Origin of the sequence: Streptococcus sp. HF-1907, from assembly GCF_015594605.1 — a bacterium.
Lineage (GTDB): Bacteria > Bacillota > Bacilli > Lactobacillales > Streptococcaceae > Streptococcus.
On record NZ_JADNQT010000018.1, the window covers coordinates 14,740 to 33,598 of the forward strand.

The window sequence follows — 18,859 nt, forward strand, 5'->3', positions numbered from 1 at the left end:
CGCTGGGCGGTGAGGCTCCCGCAAAAATGCATTGACTGCTCCGCCCGATAGTGGACTTCCTGCAAAAATACATGGACTACTCCGCCCGGCGGCGAGCTTCGATCAGGTCAACATAAAAGAACCAAGCCAAGCTGACTCAGTTCTTCGGTAATTATTTACGTTTACGGGCAATCAAATTGATTGGCGTTCCTTCAAAGACGAAGGCCTGACGAATTTGATTTTCCAAGAAACGGAGGTAAGAGAAGTGCATAAGCTCTTCTTCGTTAACAAAGATAACAAATGTTGGTGGTTTAACGGCAACTTGTGTTGCATAGAAGATTTTAAGACGTTTTCCTTTATCCGTTGGTGTTGGGTTGATGGCAATGGCATCCATGATAACGTCGTTAAGCACAGCAGATGGGATGCGTTTGTTTTGGCTCTCGCTGATGCGCTTAATCATCTCAGGCAACTTGTGCAAACGTTGTTTGGTTTCAGCTGAGACAAAAACAATCGGTGCATAGCTCAAGAATTGGAACTGGTCGCGGATGTCTGCTTCCCATTTAGCAACTGTATGGTTATCCTTTTGAACAAGGTCCCATTTATTAACAACGATAATGATTCCTTTACCAGCATCATGGGCAAAACCAGCGATACGCTTGTCATACTCACGGATACCTTCCTCGGCGTTGATGACCATGAGGACAATATCTGAACGGTCAATGGCACGCATAGAACGCATAACGGAATATTTCTCAGTATTTTCATAAACCTTACCAGATTTACGCATACCAGCCGTATCAATCATGGTGTATTCTTGACCGTCGCTGTCGGTGAAGTTAGTATCAATGGCGTCACGCGTTGTACCAGCGATTGGACTGGCAATCACACGGTCTTCACCCAAAATAGCGTTAATCAAACTTGATTTTCCAACATTCGGACGACCAATCAAGCTAAAGCGGATAATGTCTGGATTGTCCTCTTCTTCCTCAACTGGAAGATTTTCAACGATAGCATCCAAAACATCACCAGTACCAATCCCGTGAACAGATGATACTGGGAATGGGTCACCAAGACCAAGTGAATAGAAATCGTAAATATCGTTACGCATTTCCGGATTGTCAACCTTATTGACAGCTAGAATGACTGGTTTGTTAGTGCGGTAAAGAATTTTAGCGACATATTCATCGGCATCCGTCACGCCTTCTTTACCTGACACCACAAAGACAATGACATCTGCTTCATTCATAGCGATGTCAGCTTGATGCTTGATTTGCTCCATAAAAGGTGCATCGACATCATCGATACCACCCGTATCAATCAATGAAAATTTACGATTCAACCATTCTCCGGTTGTGTAAATACGGTCACGCGTCACACCCTCAACATCTTCTACGATTGAGATGCGCTCTCCTGCAATTCGGTTGAACAATGTTGACTTTCCAACGTTTGGACGACCAACAATAGCAACTGTAGGTAATACCATCTTACTCCTCTTCTCTATCTGGATACTCCCAAAATCTTCTTAATTATTGACGGCGGTTAACGCCTTCTAAGTGAAACTCTTTTGCCAAATAGCGCACGCGCTCCATAACGCGCTTAGCTTGCCAAGTTTCATCATTTCCCTTAATATTGCTCCACTTTCTTTCCAAATCAGCAAAGCTGTAATTTGACGTAAAGAAAGTCGGAAGCTCTTCTAGCATACGGTACTGCAAAATCACCTGCAACACTTCATCGCGAACCCAAGGTGTTGTCTGCTCCGCACCGATATCATCAATAATGAGCACAGGCACCTTCTTCACAGCATCAATTTCATCCTTAACAGAACCGTCTGAAATCGCATTTTTGACATCAATGGCAAAGCTAGGAAAATGCAACAAGGTCGTTGCCACACCCTTCTTCTCAGACAATTCATGCGCCATGGCAGCCATGAGATAGGACTTGCCGACACCCATGTCACCATAAAGATAAAGCCCTTTTTGCCCATTTGCAGGATAGGCTTCTACAAAATCCAATAGGGCTGACAAGGCAATCATGCGGCTTTCATTATTGATGTCGAAATCTGCCATGGTGATATTGCGGTAAGACTTAGGTAAATTAACCAGATTGATGCGGTTAGCGATAGCTAATTTTTTCTGAGCCTCAATCAACTCACTAGTCTCTAAATAAGAGACGTCCGCATAGCCTTCATTCATGACCAAAATCGGTTGATAGCCCTTGGCGCTGTAGGTCGGGTCACCGTCTCGAAACTTCTGACGCTCACCAAGAAACTGATTGAATTTGGAAAAACTGATTTTAATTTCACGCTCTGTTAGATGATTAGCCTTGATAAAGGCAGCAATTTCTGGGTCTGCTAAAATAGTCTGAGCCAAATCTGCACTGGCTGCGCGGGAAAAACGCCCTGATTGCTCCAAAGCCTGTCCAATTGATTGCATCTAGTCACCATCCTTTCCAAGACGCTCCAAACGTTTCAAAGCATCTGACCTAAATTTCTCTAAATTTGCCTGTTTTTCAGGACTCGTTTCTTCTTTATAATCGGGATTACTCCACTCAGGAACATTTGATTTAGGGGCTTGCGCTACTTTTTGAGCCTGCTTACGCTCATTGAAGCTCCGCATTTTCAAAACAGCATCTTCTGCCCTTGTGACATTCTGATAAGAAAAATCATTAGCAATCTTCATCAGATAGGGTTTGTTCAAGTTAGCCGACTTGGTTTTATTGAAGGTATAAAGAACCATCACATTGATGACAGGGTCCAAAAAGCCCATGTTGGCCAGTTCTTCTAGCAGGTCGCGCTCGCTCTTAGTCACCACAGCCTTACGAGCTTGCTTGATTTTTTCAAGAAATAGCAGAGCTGTTGACTTATTGGCTTCACGGATGATGACTGTCTCTTGTTGACTGAAGTCCGTACCAGCTGGCGCTTCTGTCAGATGCCCAGCTTCTTCTTTTTGCACCCTCATCCGCTTGGGGCTAATGGTTGAACCAATAGCCGTTTGCTTAGCCAAGTCATAAGTCTCAAACCAATTCAGATTAAAACGGTCAGCGACAGCAAACAAGGCTAGGACATCATCTTTTTCATTGTTAAAGCGCAAGCCATCACGCACCATCCGATGACGAAAACTCTCCAAATCAAAATCCGTCTTTGCTGTCACGGGACTTGCCGTATTATTCTCCAGATCAGGAAAGACATCTGTCAATTTTTTTGAAAGGTCACGTGCATTTTCAGGAACAGTCAAGGCTAATTCAGCCACTGCCACCTCACCAATCCTGCGCTCTAAAAGGCTGCGATAGATAGGATTCGCTAGAAAAGCTTCATTGGTCATAGCTGGCTGCATTTTAATCAAATAAGCCCCTGACCAACGGTACAACTTAATCAAATCAATAGCAGTCAACATAACCAAGGCATCCTCAAAGCGACGCATGTCAAATTGGATATGATTTAAAATCTCGCTAAATTTATGTTTCTTACGCCCATCATCAAAAAACTGCACCAAGTACTGATAAATCAAGGTCGCATCATTACCAATAATAGGCTGATAGAGGCGAATGAGGCTGGCGCTATCGTAACTGATACTATTATGCTTCAGATAAGAAAATTCTTCAATGGGACTCATCTGTCACACCGTTTTTCTTCTTACTACGGACACGGTTAGTAATCTGCTGTAAGAGTTCCTCAATCTCATCAACATCCTTGAAAGACTTATAGACACTGGCAAAACGCACGTAAGTAATCTCATCCAGCTCTGCCAATTCATCCATGACAAGATTGCCGATAACAACGCTAGAAACTTCATTTTCATATTCGCTGCGAATCTCGCGTTCGATACGGGAAATCACCGACTCGATATCTTCACTAGAAACAGGTCGTTTTTGAGCACTTTGAATGATTCCGTTAAGAATTTTATCACGTGAAAATTGCTCACGCGTGCCATCTTTCTTGATAACCAAGAGAGGAACCTCCTCTAAGCGCTCGAAGGTTGTAAAACGAGCATGGCACTGCTCACATTCTCTACGACGTCTAATGGTCGTCCCTTCTTCAGCTTGACGGCTATCAATGACACTTGATTTATTGTATCCACATTTGGGACAACGCATATAAACACCCCTATCTATCCAATTTACTCAGTATACTATTTTACCATAATTCCGCCAATAACAAAAGAATCAGAATCAATTCGCACACCTTAGACAGATAAATTAAAGAGAACCGAACACTTGGTTCAGTTCTCAACGTTAGTATCATCCAAAGGAATAGTCAAGAGGAACTCTGTCCCTTCATTGACCTTGCTCTTAACATCAATTTCCAAGTCATAAGCATCAACAATCTGCTTCAAAACAGACAAACCAATCCCCAGACCCGCTTGCGTACTTGTTCGATTGCGAGATTTATCGGTTCGATAGAAGCGGTCAAAGATAAATTTGATATCTTCCTCAGCAATTCCTTCTCCCCAATCCTTGACCGAAACGATGGCATGATTATCCTTAACATCTAAAGTAACGGCAACGACTCTTTCATTGATGGAATATTTAACAGCATTATCTATCAAAATCATAATAGCCTGCTCAAAGTGATTCTTATAAATTTTCCCCACGACAGACGCGCCAGCCTTATTATCAAAAGTAAATGTAAAATCTTCTTTCAAAACCTTGAAATTGCCAAGGACGGTTTCTATCGATTTTTCAAGGTTGGCAACCTTACCTTTGTGGAGGTCAAAACTCCCTTGCACGCGAATCATGTCCAGCATGTCGTTAATCATAATCGACATGCGGTCCGCTTCATGATAAGTGGCAGCTAGGCTCTCATCCAAAAGCTCCGCATCATCCTTACCCCAGCGTTGTAGCATGCCAACATGCCCTTTGATGACCGCAACGGGTGTCCTCAATTCGTGACTGACATCGCTGATGAAACGCGACTGCCTCTCCGTATAACCTTCCAATTTGTCCAACATATTGTCAAAAATCATGGACAATTCTTCAATCTCGTCACCTGACTTAATATGACTTCGCAATTTTAAATTACTTGGATTATCGGCAATTTTTCGCATGACATCATGCAAATTTTCAAAAGGATGAACAAACCGTCTCGTCGTCAAAATGATAATCATGAGAGCAATTCCTATCCCCATCGTTTCAATAAAAACCAAGAAAATGATTAAATTACGACGCATATCATAGTAACGATTGAGATTATAGAAAACCTGAACATAGCCAATCAATTTACCAGTTTTCTCCGAGTAAATCGGTTCAGACTGGAAAAAGCCCTTATCCTTACCTAAATTATCAATCTGGACAGTATCTATATCTGACCCGTTTAACTTTTTGGGAACACTATCTTGAACTGTTGTTAAAATCGCACGCTTATTATTGTCATACAAAGTCATTTCTTGATTGAAATAAAGCATGCTGTCAAAAGTCTGACCAGTACGGTAGATGTAAGTGGAGCCATTTGTTTTGGAAAATCTATCTACCTTCAGCTGCGCTTGGATAATATTACTAATATTGTCCAAGGTCAAATTAGAGCCCGTTTGTGCTAAACGGACTCTAATATTTTCTATTGATTTTGCTACATTCGTACGTTCCCGATGAAGCATGAAACGCGTCGTTGAAAAATAAACAACCACTGAAAAGATGGTAAATAGACTGAAGAACAAGGTGAAGACAACTATTGACAATTTTCGAGACAAAGTCTGTCTCACTCGGCTCACTTCAGTATTATTTTTCACGAATCACATACCCCATACCACGAACTGTTTGAATGTAAGATTCTTTACCAGGAAGGTCAATTTTCCCACGAAGGTAACGAATGTAAACATCGACAACATTAGTTTCTGCTGCAACATCATATTTCCAAACATTAGCAAGCAATTCTTCGCGTGTCATGACACGGTTCATGTTATTCAACAAAACTGACAACAAGTCAAATTCACGTTTTGTCAATGAAATTTCTTCATCACCACGGATTGCTGAGCGATTTTGAACATTAAGTGATAAATCACGGAAACTACCGAGAGGTTCTTCAATTTTAGACTTAGCTTCTACATCTTGACGACGGAAGATTGCACGAACACGCGCAAGCAATTCTTCAATGGCGAATGGTTTGACAATGTAGTCATCAGCGCCACGGTCCAAGCCGGCCACAATATCCATGACTGAATCACGTGCTGTCATCATCATTACATAAGTCGTTTTTTCAGCTTGGAGACGACGTGTCACTTCAAATCCATCCATTTCTGGAAGCATAAGGTCCATCAAAATCAAATCAAAATCTTTTTCCAGAGCAGTTTCAAGACCCTCGCGACCACTATGCTTTACAACAACTTCATAACCTTCGTGCAACAACTCTAGTGAAACAAAACGTGCTAAGTTTTTTTCATCTTCAATGATTAAAATTTTCTTACTCATTATATCTTATACCCTACTATTCTTAATTTTAAAATCATTCATAACAATCTATTACCAGTTTGTCATTTTTTTCTAAAATTAAAAACCCATTGATTCTTTATTTTCTAATGTCACTACAAAAGTATACCAAAAAACGAACATTTTTCAATAGAGAATTGACTAAACTGTTTTATTTTATTCTTCAAACAATCCATTTAATGCTGCAAATGGGTTATTTTCTTTTTTCTTTTCTGATTGAAGGGCTTCAAATTGTGATTCCGTTAACACTGACCAATTATCCCCTGATGGCATCTCATCAGATTCTAACTCATCCTCTGCGAGAACTCGAAGTGGAATGGACAATAAGATATTATCAATGACGCTTTCTTCAAGGTCAATGGCATCGCCTTCTAATAAAAGAACAAGACTCTCCTCAACCAAATCAGCTTTTTCATCAGCGTTAGCTGCTTCAATAAAAACTTCGTCAACCCATTGGCTTTTACTCAAAGTAACAGGTTTCATTGAGCGACTTGAAGGCAGGGTAATATCATAGTTGAGCTGATACCCCAGCAAATAGAGACCATTATCATAGGTAACAGTCCCCTTTACAAGGACATTTGCGATATCTAAAATTTCTGAGCTACGCTCTAATAATCTATCTTTAATAGACAGGTCTTGGTCAAAAGTAATCCCATCAAGGTTTTTCTTAATTTCTGTTAATAATAGCATGAATAATCCTCTTTTTGTGATGTCCTTTTCTATTATAACAACTTTTTCTTAACTTGTCCTTTAATTTTTATCAATTTGGTGACAAGCAACCATGTCGATATCTCTTTACATTTGACGAAGGCGTTCGATACGATCTGCAATCGGTGGATGGGTGTAAAATAGGTGCTTGAAGCCGTCTTTTTTCATAGGGTCGTTGATGTAAAGTGCTGCGCTGGCATCATCAACAGGATGTTCCATAGGGCTTGATTGTTCTAATTTCTCTAGGGCTCTAATCATTCCATGGGGATTACGAGTCAGCTCAACTGAGCTAGCATCCGCTAAATATTCACGTTGGCGTGAAATGGCTAATTGAACTAGAGTAGCTGCGAGGGGAGCAAGGATGATTGATAAAATAGAGAAAATCAACAACAAAATGCCTACTCCCTCACTTTCTCTGTCATCATTTCGGCGTCTGCCACCACCGTACCACATCATACGACTTCCAATACTTGAAATCAGGGTGATGGCGCTAGCCAATGCTACCGCAATGGTTGAAATACGGATATCGTAATTACGAATATGGCTGACCTCATGCCCGATAACCCCTTCCAATTCTTCGCGATTCATAACCGCAAGAAGGCCTGTTGTGGCTGCGACTGCTGCATTTTCAGGGCTTGAACCTGTTGCAAAAGCATTCATAGAGGCATCTTCAACGATGAAAACGCGAGGCATGGGAATCTGAGCTACCATAGCCATATCCTCAACGATGTGATAAAGGTCGGGTGCCTGGTCAACCGTCACTTCACGGGCGTTGTTCATGGACATAACAACATCAGTCGATTGGAAAATCATGCTGGCTGCATAGATAATCCCGATGATAAGGGCGATGATTACCCCTAATTGAAGATTACCAATGAAGAGGTAACCGACGCCTGCGCCAATGGCTGATAAGAGACAGAAAAAGACAATCAGCAAAACGACCGTTTTACGCTTGTTACTAGCAATTTGATCATACAGCATGATTGCTTCCTTTCTGATTAAAAGTCAAAAGATACTTTTGGAACTTCTTTTTCATCTTCTGGTGTTTCCAAGAAGTCTGCTGCTTTGAAGCCAAAGAGTTTGGCAACGATATTGCTTGGGAAAGTTTCCAATTTGATATTGTAGTTCGATGTTGTTGTGTTGTACAACTGACGAGAGTAAGAAATTTTATTTTCCGTATTAGTCAACTCGTCTTGTAGTTTAACAAAGCTGGCATTAGCCTTGAGGTCAGGGTAATTTTCAGCGACTGCAAAAATGCTTGAAACTTGTTTGGTCAATTGGTCGCTAGCTGCCATAGCTTCCGCTGGTGACTTAGCTTGAGCGATTTGGGCACGAAGCTCTGCAATTTTTTCAAGCGTCTTACCTTCATAACTTGAATAGCCTTTAACCGTCTCAATCAAGTTAGGAATGAGGTCATTACGGCGTTTCAATTGAACATCAATCTGACTCCAAGATTCTTTGGTCTGCATGCGTGAGCGAACAAGACCATTGTAACTAGTAATTACCCAAATCACTAGAACAACAATAATAGCTAAAATAATCCACATCATAAGTGTTGTCTCCTTTTGTTTTTATCATTATAGCAATTTTAAAGAACTTATGTAAAGTAAAGACTATGCTTTTATGATTCTTTAGTTTTATGATAGAATAGAAAAGGATTTTAATCGATTAGAATGTAAGGAGTTACTATGACACCAGAAGAATTTTATCAGGCACTTGAAGCCTTTAATATCAGCCTATCTGAGCAACAAAAAGAGCAGTTTGAAACCTACTTCAGACTCCTCGTTGAATGGAATGAAAAAATCAATCTGACAGCCATCACAGACAAGAAAGAAGTCTATCTCAAGCACTTCTATGACTCTGTTGCTCCCGTTTTACAGGGGCATATCACAAATGAACCTATCCGTCTCCTGGATATCGGGGCTGGGGCTGGTTTTCCTAGCCTCCCGATGAAAATCATCTGCCCTGAGATTGATGTGATTATCATTGACTCGCTCAACAAGCGGATTAATTTCCTTAAGTTATTAGCTGATGAGCTTGGTTTGACTGGGGTGCATTTTTACCATGGGCGTGCTGAGGATTTTGGACAAGATAAGGCATTTCGTGGACAATTTGACATTGTCACCGCACGCGCTGTCGCCCGTATGCAGGTCTTGTCTGAGTTGACCATTCCTTTCTTGAAAGTTGGCGGACGCCTCATTGCCCTCAAAGCCGCCGCAGCTGACCAAGAAATCGCTGACGCTAGCAATGCGCTTCGTCTACTCTTCTCACAAGTCAGTCTTAACGAAAATTACAACCTTCCAAATGGTGACGGACGCAATATCACTATCGTGGATAAGAAGAAGGAAACGCCCAACAAATATCCCCGTAAAGCTGGCACCCCTAATAAGAAACCCTTGTAATTGCTATGAAAGATTTTTTCAATTTGAAGACCATGCCAATTACACGTAAACTCAGTTTCAGCTTTTTGGCAGTTATTTTGATTGGTAGTCTATTGCTCTCTCTTCCTATTTTCCATTATACCAATGCACCGCACACGACTTACCTAGACCATCTCTTTATAACAGTGTCCATGGTTTGTGTGACAGGATTATCTGTCTTTGCAGTTGGAGATGTTTATAATGGCTGGGGGCAAGTCGTCTGTATGCTGCTCATGCAGATTGGTGGGCTGGGGCTCGTAACGCTCATATCCCTGTCCTACTATGCTCTCAAGCAAAAGATGTCTCTGAAGCAACAAAGTTTGCTCCAGTCGGCTATTATCTACGATACGGCTGATCAGCTCAAAGATTACCTTTTTCTCATTTTCAAGGTAACATTTGCTGTTGAGGGGATTGCTGTATCGCTACTCATGATTGACTTTATTCCTCGTTTTGGGCTTGGTCATGGCATTTTCAATAGTATTTTTCTTGCTGTGTCTGCCTTTTGTAATGCAGGTTTTGACAATTTTGGGTCTACCAGCCTTGCTTCCTTTAAATTAAATCCTCTTGTTAATTTGGTTATTTCCTTCTTAATTATCGCTGGAGGACTTGGTTTTGGGGTTTGGAAGGATTTGCTGGCTGCTGGGCGCAAGCTATTGACCAAAGGTCCTAAAACAAGCAAAACGTTCAGCAGAGCTTTGAGTAATCACTCTCGCTTGGTCTTGCAAACAACTGGCCTGCTACTGGTTGGTGGGACGGTGCTGTCTTGGGTTCTGGAATTGGGGAATCCAAAGACAATCGGTCAGCTGAACGTTTTCCAGCAAGGTTTGGTGAGTTTCTTTCAAACGGTAACCATGCGTACGGCTGGCTTTTCAACGCTGGATTACACACAAACAGATGCTTCTACTAATCTTGTTTATATCATTCAAATGTTGATTGGTGGGGCACCTGGAGGAACCGCTGGGGGATTTAAAATCACTGTTGCAGCCATCATTTTCTTGCTCTTTAAGGCTGAATTAAGCGGACAAAGTCAGGTGACCTATCATTTCCGCGTCATTTCTTCAAGGCTGGTGCGTCAGACATTGACTGTCCTTGTCTTTTTCTTTGGCACTCTCATCGTCGGCTATCTGCTCTTGCTCGAATTAGAGCCACAGTTAAACCCATTCGCCCTTTTCTTTGAAGCGTCGAGTGCTCTTGCCACTGTCGGGGTGACCATGAATGTGACAACCCACTTGTCAACTGGAGGTCGCCTGGTCGTTATGGTATTAATGTTTTTGGGACGTGTCGGTCCTATCACGGTTTTAATGTCTCTCATGCAAAAGACAAAAAAAGACATTCAATATGCCGAAACTGATATTATTTTAGGTTAGGAAAATTTTCTATGAAAACAAAAATTATTGGCGTGCTGGGTTTGGGGATTTTTGGTCAAACCGTAGCACAAGAATTAAGTAAATTTGAACAGGATGTCATCGCTGTTGACAATAGGGCTGACAATGTCCAGGCCGTCTCTGACTTTGTGACCAAAGCAGTTATCGGGGACATTACCGATATTGATTTTTTAAAACACATCGGTATTGAAGACTGTGATTCTGTCGTCATCGCAACAGGAAATAGCCTTGAAAGTTCGGTGCTAGCTGCCATGCACTGCAAGAAGCTTGGGGTGCCACAAGTCATTGCTAAGGCCCGCAACAGCACTTACGAAGAAGTCCTTTACGAAATCGGTGCAGACCTAGTCATCTCTCCAGAACGAGAATCTGGTCACTATGTTGCCTCCAGTTTACTTCGTCACCGTATTACAGATATTTTTGAAATTGAATCAGGAATCTCAGTGGTTGAATTTAAAGTTCCAAAATCTTGGGTTGGTAAAACCGTTGTTCAGCTAGATGTTCGAAAGAAATTCGAACTCAATCTTATCGGCACGCGCGATTCTAAGAATGCAACGCTCAAAACTGATTTTTCCCTCAATCACCCACTTAAAGAGGGGACAGTCATTGTTGCCATTGCCAATACCAATACCTTTGAAAAGTATGATTATCTTGGTTATTTTGACTAAGCAAAAAGCCTTCCGAAATTCGGAGGGCTTTTCCTATTCTTCATTTATGACCATGGATTGTAAAAACGACCGTGATTGATGTAAAAGAGTGCAAGGCTAACAGCCAAAATAAGCATGGCAATGACAATAGTCAACATGTCCTGCTTTGAAAATGCCTTGTAAGTATACCAAGTCCGCTTTTTATTTTTACCAAAACGGCGTAATTCCATGGCAGTTGACACCGTATCAATCCTGTCCAGTGAACTGAAAATCAGAGGAATGACAATCTGCAGATTACCCTTGATACAGTCCACCAACTTAGCCTTCTTTGACAGTTCCAAACCACGCGCTTCCTGCGACATACGAATCATATAAAATTCTTCCTGCACATCTGGAATGTAACGTAGGGTCAAGCTGACAGCGTAGGCAATCTTGTAAGGGACCCCAATCTGATTGAGACTGGAAGCAAACTGGCTAGGATGGGTTGTCATGAGAAAGAGCACCGCCAATGGCACCGTACAAAAGTATTTAAGGGACAAATTCAGGAGATAAAAGAGTTCTTGACTAGTCAGATAAAACCTTCCCCAGCCAGCCCAGAGCAATGTCCTAGCCTGATAAATCTTCTCACCGTATTCAGGCGCAAAGAGATAAACAACGACAACGTTAATCAAGGCAAAAAAGCTGATAAATTTGACGACGAAGGACACCTGATGCCAGTGAATATTGGCCAGCTTAAAGAGATAAAGTGACAGCAAGCCAATAAAAATAATGAGCCGCGTATCATAGGTGGTCATACAAGCAATCGACACTAGGACAAAGAAAAGAAGCTTGCTGGCACCCGACAGACGGTAAAGAAAGCTGTCACCGTCTTGATAACCAATGAGTTGATTAGCCATGCTGTCCTCCTTGCTGTTTAATGTAGTACTGGGTGAGGGCAATCGGATCCGCCTTCAACTGCTGTGCCAAGTCGAATAGGCTGGTTTTCTTCAAATTAGCCCGCTCCAAAATATCATCCTGGTTGAAAATATTGACAGGACTGTCATCCGCGAGGATTTGCCCATCATAGACTACGACACTGCGATCCGAATATTCCAGCATGAGCTGCATGTCGTGGGTAATCATGATAATGGTATGGCCAGCTGCGTTCAATTCATCCAAAAATTGCATAATTTCAGTGTAGTTGCGCTTATCCTGACCGGCGGTCGGTTCATCCAAGAGAATGATTTCTGGATTTAATACTAAGATTGAGGCAATGGTCACGCGCTTCTTCTGACCGAAAGATAAGGCTGAGATGGGCCACTTACGAAATTCATAGAGCCCACAAGTTTTCAACGTCTGATGGACACGTTCTTCAATCTCCGCTTCATCAAAACCGCGCAAACGTAGACCTAGTGCCACCTCGTCAAAAATCATGGCCTGACTAATCATCTGATTAGGATTTTGCAGGACATAACCGATGCGCTCAGCACGCTCCTTGATGGAATCCTCGGCAATAGACTGTCCTTGATAGAGAATCTGGCCTTCCACTGGGATAAATTGGCAAAGAGACTTGGCCAAGGTAGATTTGCCAGCCCCATTTTTCCCGACGATAGAAATTCGCTCGCCCTTATGAATAGTCAGTGACACATCCTTAAGAATAGGCTGCCCCAGCTCATAGGCAAAGTTTAGATTCTTAATTTCCAGCAGTTTTTCCTTAGGTAATGGCTGCGCTGTTGAAGCTTTTTCATTGAAACTAATCTGACTTAAGTCCATCCGACTGAGTTTGGACAGGTGCTGCGCAGAATCAAGATTCAACCCTAAATCACGTAAAACAGTCACATAAAGAGGTTCGCGGATGCCATTTTCAGCTAAAAGACTTGTCTGCAAAAGCTGATCAGACTCACCGTCAAAGAGAATACGCCCATCATTGACCAAAATAATCTTGTCCACCCGACGGTAGAAAACATCCTCCAAGCGATGCTCGATAATGATGGTCGTCGCACCAGTCTCCTCGTGAATGCGGTCAATCAGGTCAATGGTTGCCTGCCCAGACTTGGGATCAAGGTTAGCCAGAGGCTCATCAAAGAGCAAAATAGGACTTTCATCAATGAGCACCCCTGCCAAACTGACGCGCTGCTTTTGCCCACCAGATAAATCCTGTGGACGTTGTTCAAGCAGGTCAAGTAAATCTAGCTTGTCCGCCCAATAATCAACCTTTCCCTTCATCTCATCAAGGACAAGACAATCATTTTCCAAGGCAAAAGCCAAATCCTCAGCCACAGTCAGTCCAATAAACTGACCGTCTGGATCCTGCAAAACCGTAGAAACCAAATGAGACTTGTCGTAAATAGACAAGTCAAAAGCATCTTTGCCATCAATGGTTAAAGAACCAGACTTCTCACCATGATAGATATTAGGGATAATGCCATTAAGACACTGCCCCAGAGTGGACTTCCCAGAACCAGACGGACCAACAATCAAGACCTTCTGCCCTTTTTCGATAGACAGATTAATATCTCTCAAAGTGGGCTCTGCCTGAGCATCATATTTAAAAGTAAAGTCCTTAAATGCAATAAAGTTAGTCATCAAATTCTTCCTTAAGCTAGGAGTTTAGTCTTTAGACAAACTACCAGACTGTGTGCGAGTCTTGGCATAGACAGCCAACAAGATACTACCTGCGATACCAATTGTCAAAGCATTTGAAGTCGCTGCAATCACACCTTGAGTAAAGACTTTCTTAGCTGGTTCACTGTAAATAACGATGTCACCAAGCGGAGCAATCAATCCCCAGGCAATAAAGTTTGTCACAATTTGAACAAGGTTAAACCAGACGTAATCATTCGTTGAAAGTTTACCCTTTTCAATTTGAAGTTTATTTTTCAAAAGACCGATACCAAGTCCAACCAAACCACTTGGCAAGACCCATGACCACCAAACACCATATCCTGAAAACATGTCTTTAATCATGTGACCAATGAAACCAACGAAGAAGCCAGCAACTGGACCAAAAATGACAGCAAATAGTGCTTGGACGGCATATTGAAGTGAGATGCTAGTGTTTGAAAATACGGGAATGTTAACAAACAAACCGATGATAACGAAGAGGGCTGCCCCGATACCTGTTGCGACAACCGTTTTGATAGAATTATTTTTCATGAGTTCTCCTTTATGTGAATGATTGATTAAGCAATGCGACGAATTTCGATACGCCAGTTTGAACCGACACCAACATTATAAGCCTTGGCAAAAGACCCTTGGTTGATGGCTAGACCAAGGCGATAAAGTGAATTGATGTAGAGGATGGGTTGACCGATGCGGACATCCGCAAAGGATTTGCCATAAGTGACTTGGTTTTGATAGACCAACATATCATTATTGTAGATAGTCACTTCGAAACGGTCTCCGAATTCTGGCGCCAGCGTATAAAACTCCTCACGCTTGATAGAGGTCCAGAGTGAACCAAAGCGAACATCCAGAATATCAATAGCTCCGAAAACTGTCTCGTCTTCAATCCTCGTTGCTACCTCTGGTAACTCTACGATATCATCGACAGACAGCTCTGGACCAACTTCTTCAAAAGTGATATGACCGCTAGCCAGCTTGGCACCCGTGTAGGCATAAACATCACGGCCGTGGAAAGTATAGGAATACTCGGTGTTCTGACGGCGGTTTTTAACTTCAGAAATTTCACGAATAGCCTTGATACCGACATGATTCTTGATGTAAGAAAGCGTCCCGTTGTCAGGCGTTACGATGAACTGGTTACTTTCTGTCAGAGCTACGACGCTCTTCCGCTTAGAGCCCACACCTGGGTCAACAACCGAAACAAATGTTGTCCCCTGCGGCCAATATTCAACCGTCTGGAAGAGACGATAGGAAGCCTCGAAAATATTGTAGGGAGTGATGTCGTGGGTCAGATTGTGAATCTCTAACTCAGCTGACTCCTGCAAAGCCACCCCAAACATAGCAGCAACGGCACCGTCAACCAAACCAAAGTCCGATTGCAGCACCAACAAATTATTAGTCATACTTATAATTCATTCCTTTCGTTTCACTCAAGGCACAACACTAAATGAAAAGGTGTTGTGCTCTTTATTTTAGTTTACAATAGAGTTGAGAAGCCCTATCACTACTACAAATCACGGGGAGGTGAATAAGTGAGTGGTACACCACTACCTCGCATGTTTACAGGTGTAGTTCTTCCTATCAAGCACAACTAACTGTGACTAAGAGCACGTAAACTTATAATTGGATAAACGACTCGTTTGTGAAAAGGAAGAACAGTCAAGGGATAGGGACTTCTCAAATATGATGAAGGGAGACCCCTCATGTTAATCTTGTTTACCCTAATTGTTGTGGGATTGATGTCCATAAAACCTTTGTCGTAGCGGTTATTGTCATCACCAACAAGCAAGGAATCACTGAGTACCATCGTAAACGCTTCTCAACCTTTACCAATGGTCTCATTCAGCTACGAGATTGGTTGGAATACTATTCCTGCTTTGATGTCTGTATGGAATCAACTGGTAAGTACTGGATTCCTGTTTTCAATATCCTCGAAGAATCCTGCAATATCTGCTTGGCTCATCCCAAGTATGTCAAAGCGATTCGAGGAAAGAAGACCGACAAGAAAGATGCTCAATGGATGACCGACCTCTTTTGCTATCGCATGAAGTTAACACAACTTCAAGTCAGTGAGAAAAATCGCTATCAGAATTGTCTCGCTTGGTCTAACCTCCAAATTGCAAGTGTCGTTTCCGATGTTTTCGGAAAAAGTGCTCAAGCTATTATCAAAAGCATCCGTGACAATCCGGAAAACAAACCAAACATTGAGCAGCTGGTTCACAAGAGAATGAAGAATAAAGTTCAAGACTTAGAAATCGCTATGGATGGCGATGTGACACCCAAACAAGCTGAGAAGGTTAAAGTTATCAAAGTTCATTACAATGCTCTCGCTATTTGTAAAAAGGACCTAGAGCAGATGATTTGGGAACTAGGGGCTGAATATAGCCAAGAGGTTAAACTTATCCAAACCGTTTCTGATTTCAAAGAGGAACTTTCTGCCCTTCGAGTTATCTCAGAGATTGGTAGCAATATGACAGTCTTTGAATCAGCTGGCAAACTTTGTTCCTGGGCAGGTTTAGTACCAGCTAACAATGAAAGTATCGGAAAGAAATATTCTACTCGTATTTCTAAAGGTGGTAGATACCTCAAACCCTTCCTTGTTCAAATTGCCAACGCTGTCGTCAAGTCTGACAAGCATTCAGAATTGAGAAATAAGTATCTTAAACTCAAGAGACGGCGTAGGCATCGAAAAGCAATTATCGCTATTTGTCGAAGATTACTCGTTTCTATTACCAAGTGCTACGAAAACAAGAAGACTACAATCCTCTTCTACAAGGGCTAACCGAAATACGAAATCCTGACAAAACAATGTCTATTCAAGATGCTATTCGTTTTGCACAACAACACGGATTCAATGTCAATTAATGTCAAAAATCAGGTCTCAAGACCTCTCTTTAGTGTGCTCAAAATCAGGGTAAACAATAAATCAATTAGCTTTTATCTTTTTTCAAACTTCACCTATTTCTTTTTATGATTTTCCTATTTTACCATAGATAGCAAGTTTTTTGTAATTGTCTCTTTATTAGCGAAGCTATAGGTAAAAACTATAGCTAAAAATGGCTGAGCTTTTGCCCAACCATCTTATTATAACATTTTCTTTTTACCCCAAACAGACTTTTCAGCAAGAGCTGTGAAAAGAACGTCTGTTGATGAGTTGAGGGCTGTTTCACAAGAGTCTTGGATGACTCCCACAATAAACCCGACACCGACAACCTGCATGGCAATATCATTTGAAATACCGAACAAGCTACATGCTACTGGGATAAGGAGCAAGGAACCACCTGCAACCCCTGACGCACCACAAGCAGAAATAGCTGCAACAATGCTAAGAAGAAAAGCTGTTGGAAAATCGACTGTAATTCCCAAAGTATTAACAGCAGCGAGGGTCAAGACATTAATGGTAATAGCTGCGCCAGCCATATTGACCGTAGCCCCCAAAGGAATAGACACTGAGTAAGTATCTTTATTCAAGCCCAAGTCTTCGCACAACTTCATATTAACAGGAATATTGGCTGCTGAACTGCGTGTGAAGAAAGCTGTAACTCCTGACTCCTTCAAGCAGCGGAAAACCAAAGGATAAGGATTTTCACGTGTCACGATAAAACCAATAATCGGGTTAACCACCAATGCCACAAACAGCATGGTACCAACCAAGGTCAAAATCAAAAGACCGTATTTAGCAAGAACTGAGATACCATTTTCAGAAATCGTTGTAAAGACCAGCCCCATGATTCCAAACGGTGCTAGATTAATAATCCAACGAACCACTTTTGAAGTCACTTCAGCAAAAGTTTGCATCAAATCTTTGGTGTGTTGACTGACTGAGCGCATTCCTAGACCGAAGACAACTGCCCAAAAGAGCACGCTGATATAGTTAGCCTGAGCAATAGCGTTTATTGGATTATCCACAACTTTTAGCAACAATGATTGGAAAACTTCTGCAACCCCCTGCGGAGCTGACAAATTAGTCTTGGTAGACTTGCTCAAAACCAAAGTCAACGGGAAAATATAGTTCACCAAAACAGCGACCAAAGCTGCTGCAAAAGTCCCTAAAAGATAGAGGAAGACAACTGTTTTCATGTTGTTTTGCGTTCCCTCGCGGTGTTGGGAAAGAGCACTGGCAACCAAGGTGAAAACTAAAAGCGGAGCAACTGCTTTCAAACCACCGACAAATAAATCTCCTAGTAAACCAATTGCTGAGATTTTAGGAATAAGTATTCCTAAAATTAATCCAACAACAACTCCTATTGCGATACGTTTAATGAGACTGGCGCGATTCCACGCGCTAAAAATTCGATTCATATCTATCTCCAAAATATTTTTTCAAATTTTATAATATTACAAAAATTGTATAAAGTCAATATTTTCTCAAATGTTATCACGACAAACGCATGAAGAAAATGTGCACAACTTCAATTTTCATCGTATGCATTTTTATGAAAGTTTCCTGAGAATTATCGAGATATCTAGATTTTTTCATTCAACAGTACCCGTTTTCGAGTACATTATAGCACTATTTTATAAAAAATAACTCAAAATTTATGAAAAATAGTTTTCTGAAATCAATAGTTTCTTGGTAACTTCGCAAAGTAAGTTCCACTATATTTAGAAGTGGAACTTAGTCTACGAAGAAATGATAAAACTAGTGGAAATCTGTCTCAGACTAAATTCCGCTAGTTTTTAAAAAGCCTAATTTACCGTT

Annotated in this window: 17 protein-coding genes and 2 pseudogenes; 5 read left to right on the forward strand and 14 right to left on the reverse strand. The window is 41.6% G+C overall.

What is annotated here, in order from left to right:
• Positions 1 to 151 precede the first annotated feature (151 nt).
• The 9 genes from der to IYQ92_RS08850 all read right to left on the reverse strand — a co-directional run bounded on the left by der (position 152) and on the right by IYQ92_RS08850 (position 8,654).
• Entirely contained in the window at positions 152 to 1,462 is a 1,311-nt protein-coding gene (gene der / locus IYQ92_RS08810; protein WP_195676303.1) for a ribosome biogenesis GTPase Der, read from the reverse strand.
• 43 nt (positions 1,463 to 1,505) lie between these two features.
• Positions 1,506 to 2,411 carry a primosomal protein DnaI gene (gene dnaI / locus IYQ92_RS08815; protein ID WP_195676304.1) on the reverse strand — a complete coding sequence of 302 codons (906 nt, stop codon included), beginning with the start codon at positions 2,409 to 2,411 and terminating at the stop codon, positions 1,506 to 1,508.
• Complete coding sequence (locus tag IYQ92_RS08820) at positions 2,412 to 3,590, reverse strand: DnaD domain protein (protein WP_195676305.1); 1,179 nt, start codon at positions 3,588 to 3,590, stop codon at positions 2,412 to 2,414.
• Complete coding sequence (gene nrdR / locus IYQ92_RS08825; protein WP_195676306.1) at positions 3,577 to 4,071, reverse strand: transcriptional regulator NrdR; 495 nt, start codon at positions 4,069 to 4,071, stop codon at positions 3,577 to 3,579. Before nrdR ends, IYQ92_RS08820 begins: the two co-directional genes overlap by 14 nt.
• Positions 4,072 to 4,196: 125 nt before the next feature.
• A complete protein-coding gene (locus tag IYQ92_RS08830) occupies positions 4,197 to 5,699 on the reverse strand; it encodes a HAMP domain-containing sensor histidine kinase (RefSeq protein WP_195676307.1) in 1,503 nt (500 codons plus the stop codon).
• Positions 5,689 to 6,378, reverse strand: a complete 690-nt coding sequence (locus IYQ92_RS08835) for a response regulator transcription factor (RefSeq protein WP_195676308.1) — start codon at positions 6,376 to 6,378, stop codon at positions 5,689 to 5,691. The genes IYQ92_RS08830 and IYQ92_RS08835 overlap by 11 nt, the downstream gene beginning before the upstream one ends.
• Before the next feature lie 174 nt (positions 6,379 to 6,552).
• Complete coding sequence (locus tag IYQ92_RS08840) at positions 6,553 to 7,086, reverse strand: YceD family protein (protein WP_195676309.1); 534 nt, start codon at positions 7,084 to 7,086, stop codon at positions 6,553 to 6,555.
• Positions 7,087 to 7,191: 105 nt separating this feature from the next.
• Entirely contained in the window at positions 7,192 to 8,085 is an 894-nt protein-coding gene (htpX, locus tag IYQ92_RS08845; protein ID WP_195676310.1) for a zinc metalloprotease HtpX, read from the reverse strand.
• 17 nt (positions 8,086 to 8,102) lie between these two features.
• Positions 8,103 to 8,654: a LemA family protein gene (locus IYQ92_RS08850; protein ID WP_195676311.1), complete on the reverse strand. Its 552-nt coding sequence runs from the start codon at positions 8,652 to 8,654 to the stop codon at positions 8,103 to 8,105.
• Between the two features lie 138 nt (positions 8,655 to 8,792).
• On the opposite strand from IYQ92_RS08850, the gene rsmG reads away from it, so the two are divergent.
• The 3 genes from rsmG to IYQ92_RS08865 are packed head-to-tail and all read left to right on the forward strand — an operon-like array spanning position 8,793 to position 11,574.
• Entirely contained in the window at positions 8,793 to 9,506 is a 714-nt protein-coding gene (rsmG, locus tag IYQ92_RS08855) for a 16S rRNA (guanine(527)-N(7))-methyltransferase RsmG (protein WP_195676312.1), read from the forward strand.
• A gap of 5 nt (positions 9,507 to 9,511) precedes the next feature.
• Positions 9,512 to 10,891 (forward strand): TrkH family potassium uptake protein, encoded by a 1,380-nt coding sequence (locus tag IYQ92_RS08860; RefSeq protein WP_195676313.1) that lies wholly within the window; start codon positions 9,512 to 9,514, stop codon positions 10,889 to 10,891.
• Positions 10,892 to 10,902: 11 nt separating this feature from the next.
• Positions 10,903 to 11,574: a potassium channel family protein gene (locus tag IYQ92_RS08865; RefSeq protein ID WP_195676314.1), complete on the forward strand. Its 672-nt coding sequence runs from the start codon at positions 10,903 to 10,905 to the stop codon at positions 11,572 to 11,574.
• 44 nt (positions 11,575 to 11,618) lie between these two features.
• Here IYQ92_RS08865 and IYQ92_RS08870 read toward each other — a convergent pair whose 3' ends face one another.
• The 4 genes from IYQ92_RS08870 to IYQ92_RS08885 are packed head-to-tail and all read right to left on the reverse strand — an operon-like array spanning position 11,619 to position 15,560.
• Positions 11,619 to 12,449, reverse strand: coding sequence for an energy-coupling factor transporter transmembrane component T family protein (locus tag IYQ92_RS08870; RefSeq protein ID WP_195676315.1), 831 nt, complete (start codon positions 12,447 to 12,449; stop codon positions 11,619 to 11,621).
• Complete coding sequence (locus IYQ92_RS08875) at positions 12,442 to 14,118, reverse strand: ABC transporter ATP-binding protein (RefSeq protein WP_195676316.1); 1,677 nt, start codon at positions 14,116 to 14,118, stop codon at positions 12,442 to 12,444. Before IYQ92_RS08875 ends, IYQ92_RS08870 begins: the two co-directional genes overlap by 8 nt.
• A gap of 24 nt (positions 14,119 to 14,142) precedes the next feature.
• Complete coding sequence (locus IYQ92_RS08880) at positions 14,143 to 14,688, reverse strand: ECF-type riboflavin transporter substrate-binding protein (protein ID WP_195676317.1); 546 nt, start codon at positions 14,686 to 14,688, stop codon at positions 14,143 to 14,145.
• Between the two features lie 26 nt (positions 14,689 to 14,714).
• Entirely contained in the window at positions 14,715 to 15,560 is an 846-nt protein-coding gene (locus IYQ92_RS08885; protein WP_195676318.1) for an SAM hydrolase/SAM-dependent halogenase family protein, read from the reverse strand.
• 332 nt (positions 15,561 to 15,892) lie between these two features.
• On the opposite strand from IYQ92_RS08885, the pseudogene IYQ92_RS10730 reads away from it, so the two are divergent.
• Both IYQ92_RS10730 and IYQ92_RS10550 read left to right on the forward strand, forming a co-directional pair.
• Positions 15,893 to 16,177, forward strand: a pseudogene (locus IYQ92_RS10730) (IS110 family transposase); the annotation flags it as partial.
• Positions 16,178 to 16,180: 3 nt separating this feature from the next.
• Positions 16,181 to 17,022 (forward strand): annotated as a pseudogene (locus IYQ92_RS10550) (transposase); the annotation flags it as partial.
• Between the two features lie 219 nt (positions 17,023 to 17,241).
• On the opposite strand, the gene sstT reads toward IYQ92_RS10550, so the two are convergent.
• Positions 17,242 to 18,459 carry a serine/threonine transporter SstT gene (gene sstT / locus IYQ92_RS08895; RefSeq protein WP_195676319.1) on the reverse strand — a complete coding sequence of 406 codons (1,218 nt, stop codon included), beginning with the start codon at positions 18,457 to 18,459 and terminating at the stop codon, positions 17,242 to 17,244.
• Between the last annotated feature and the right edge of the window lie 400 nt (positions 18,460 to 18,859).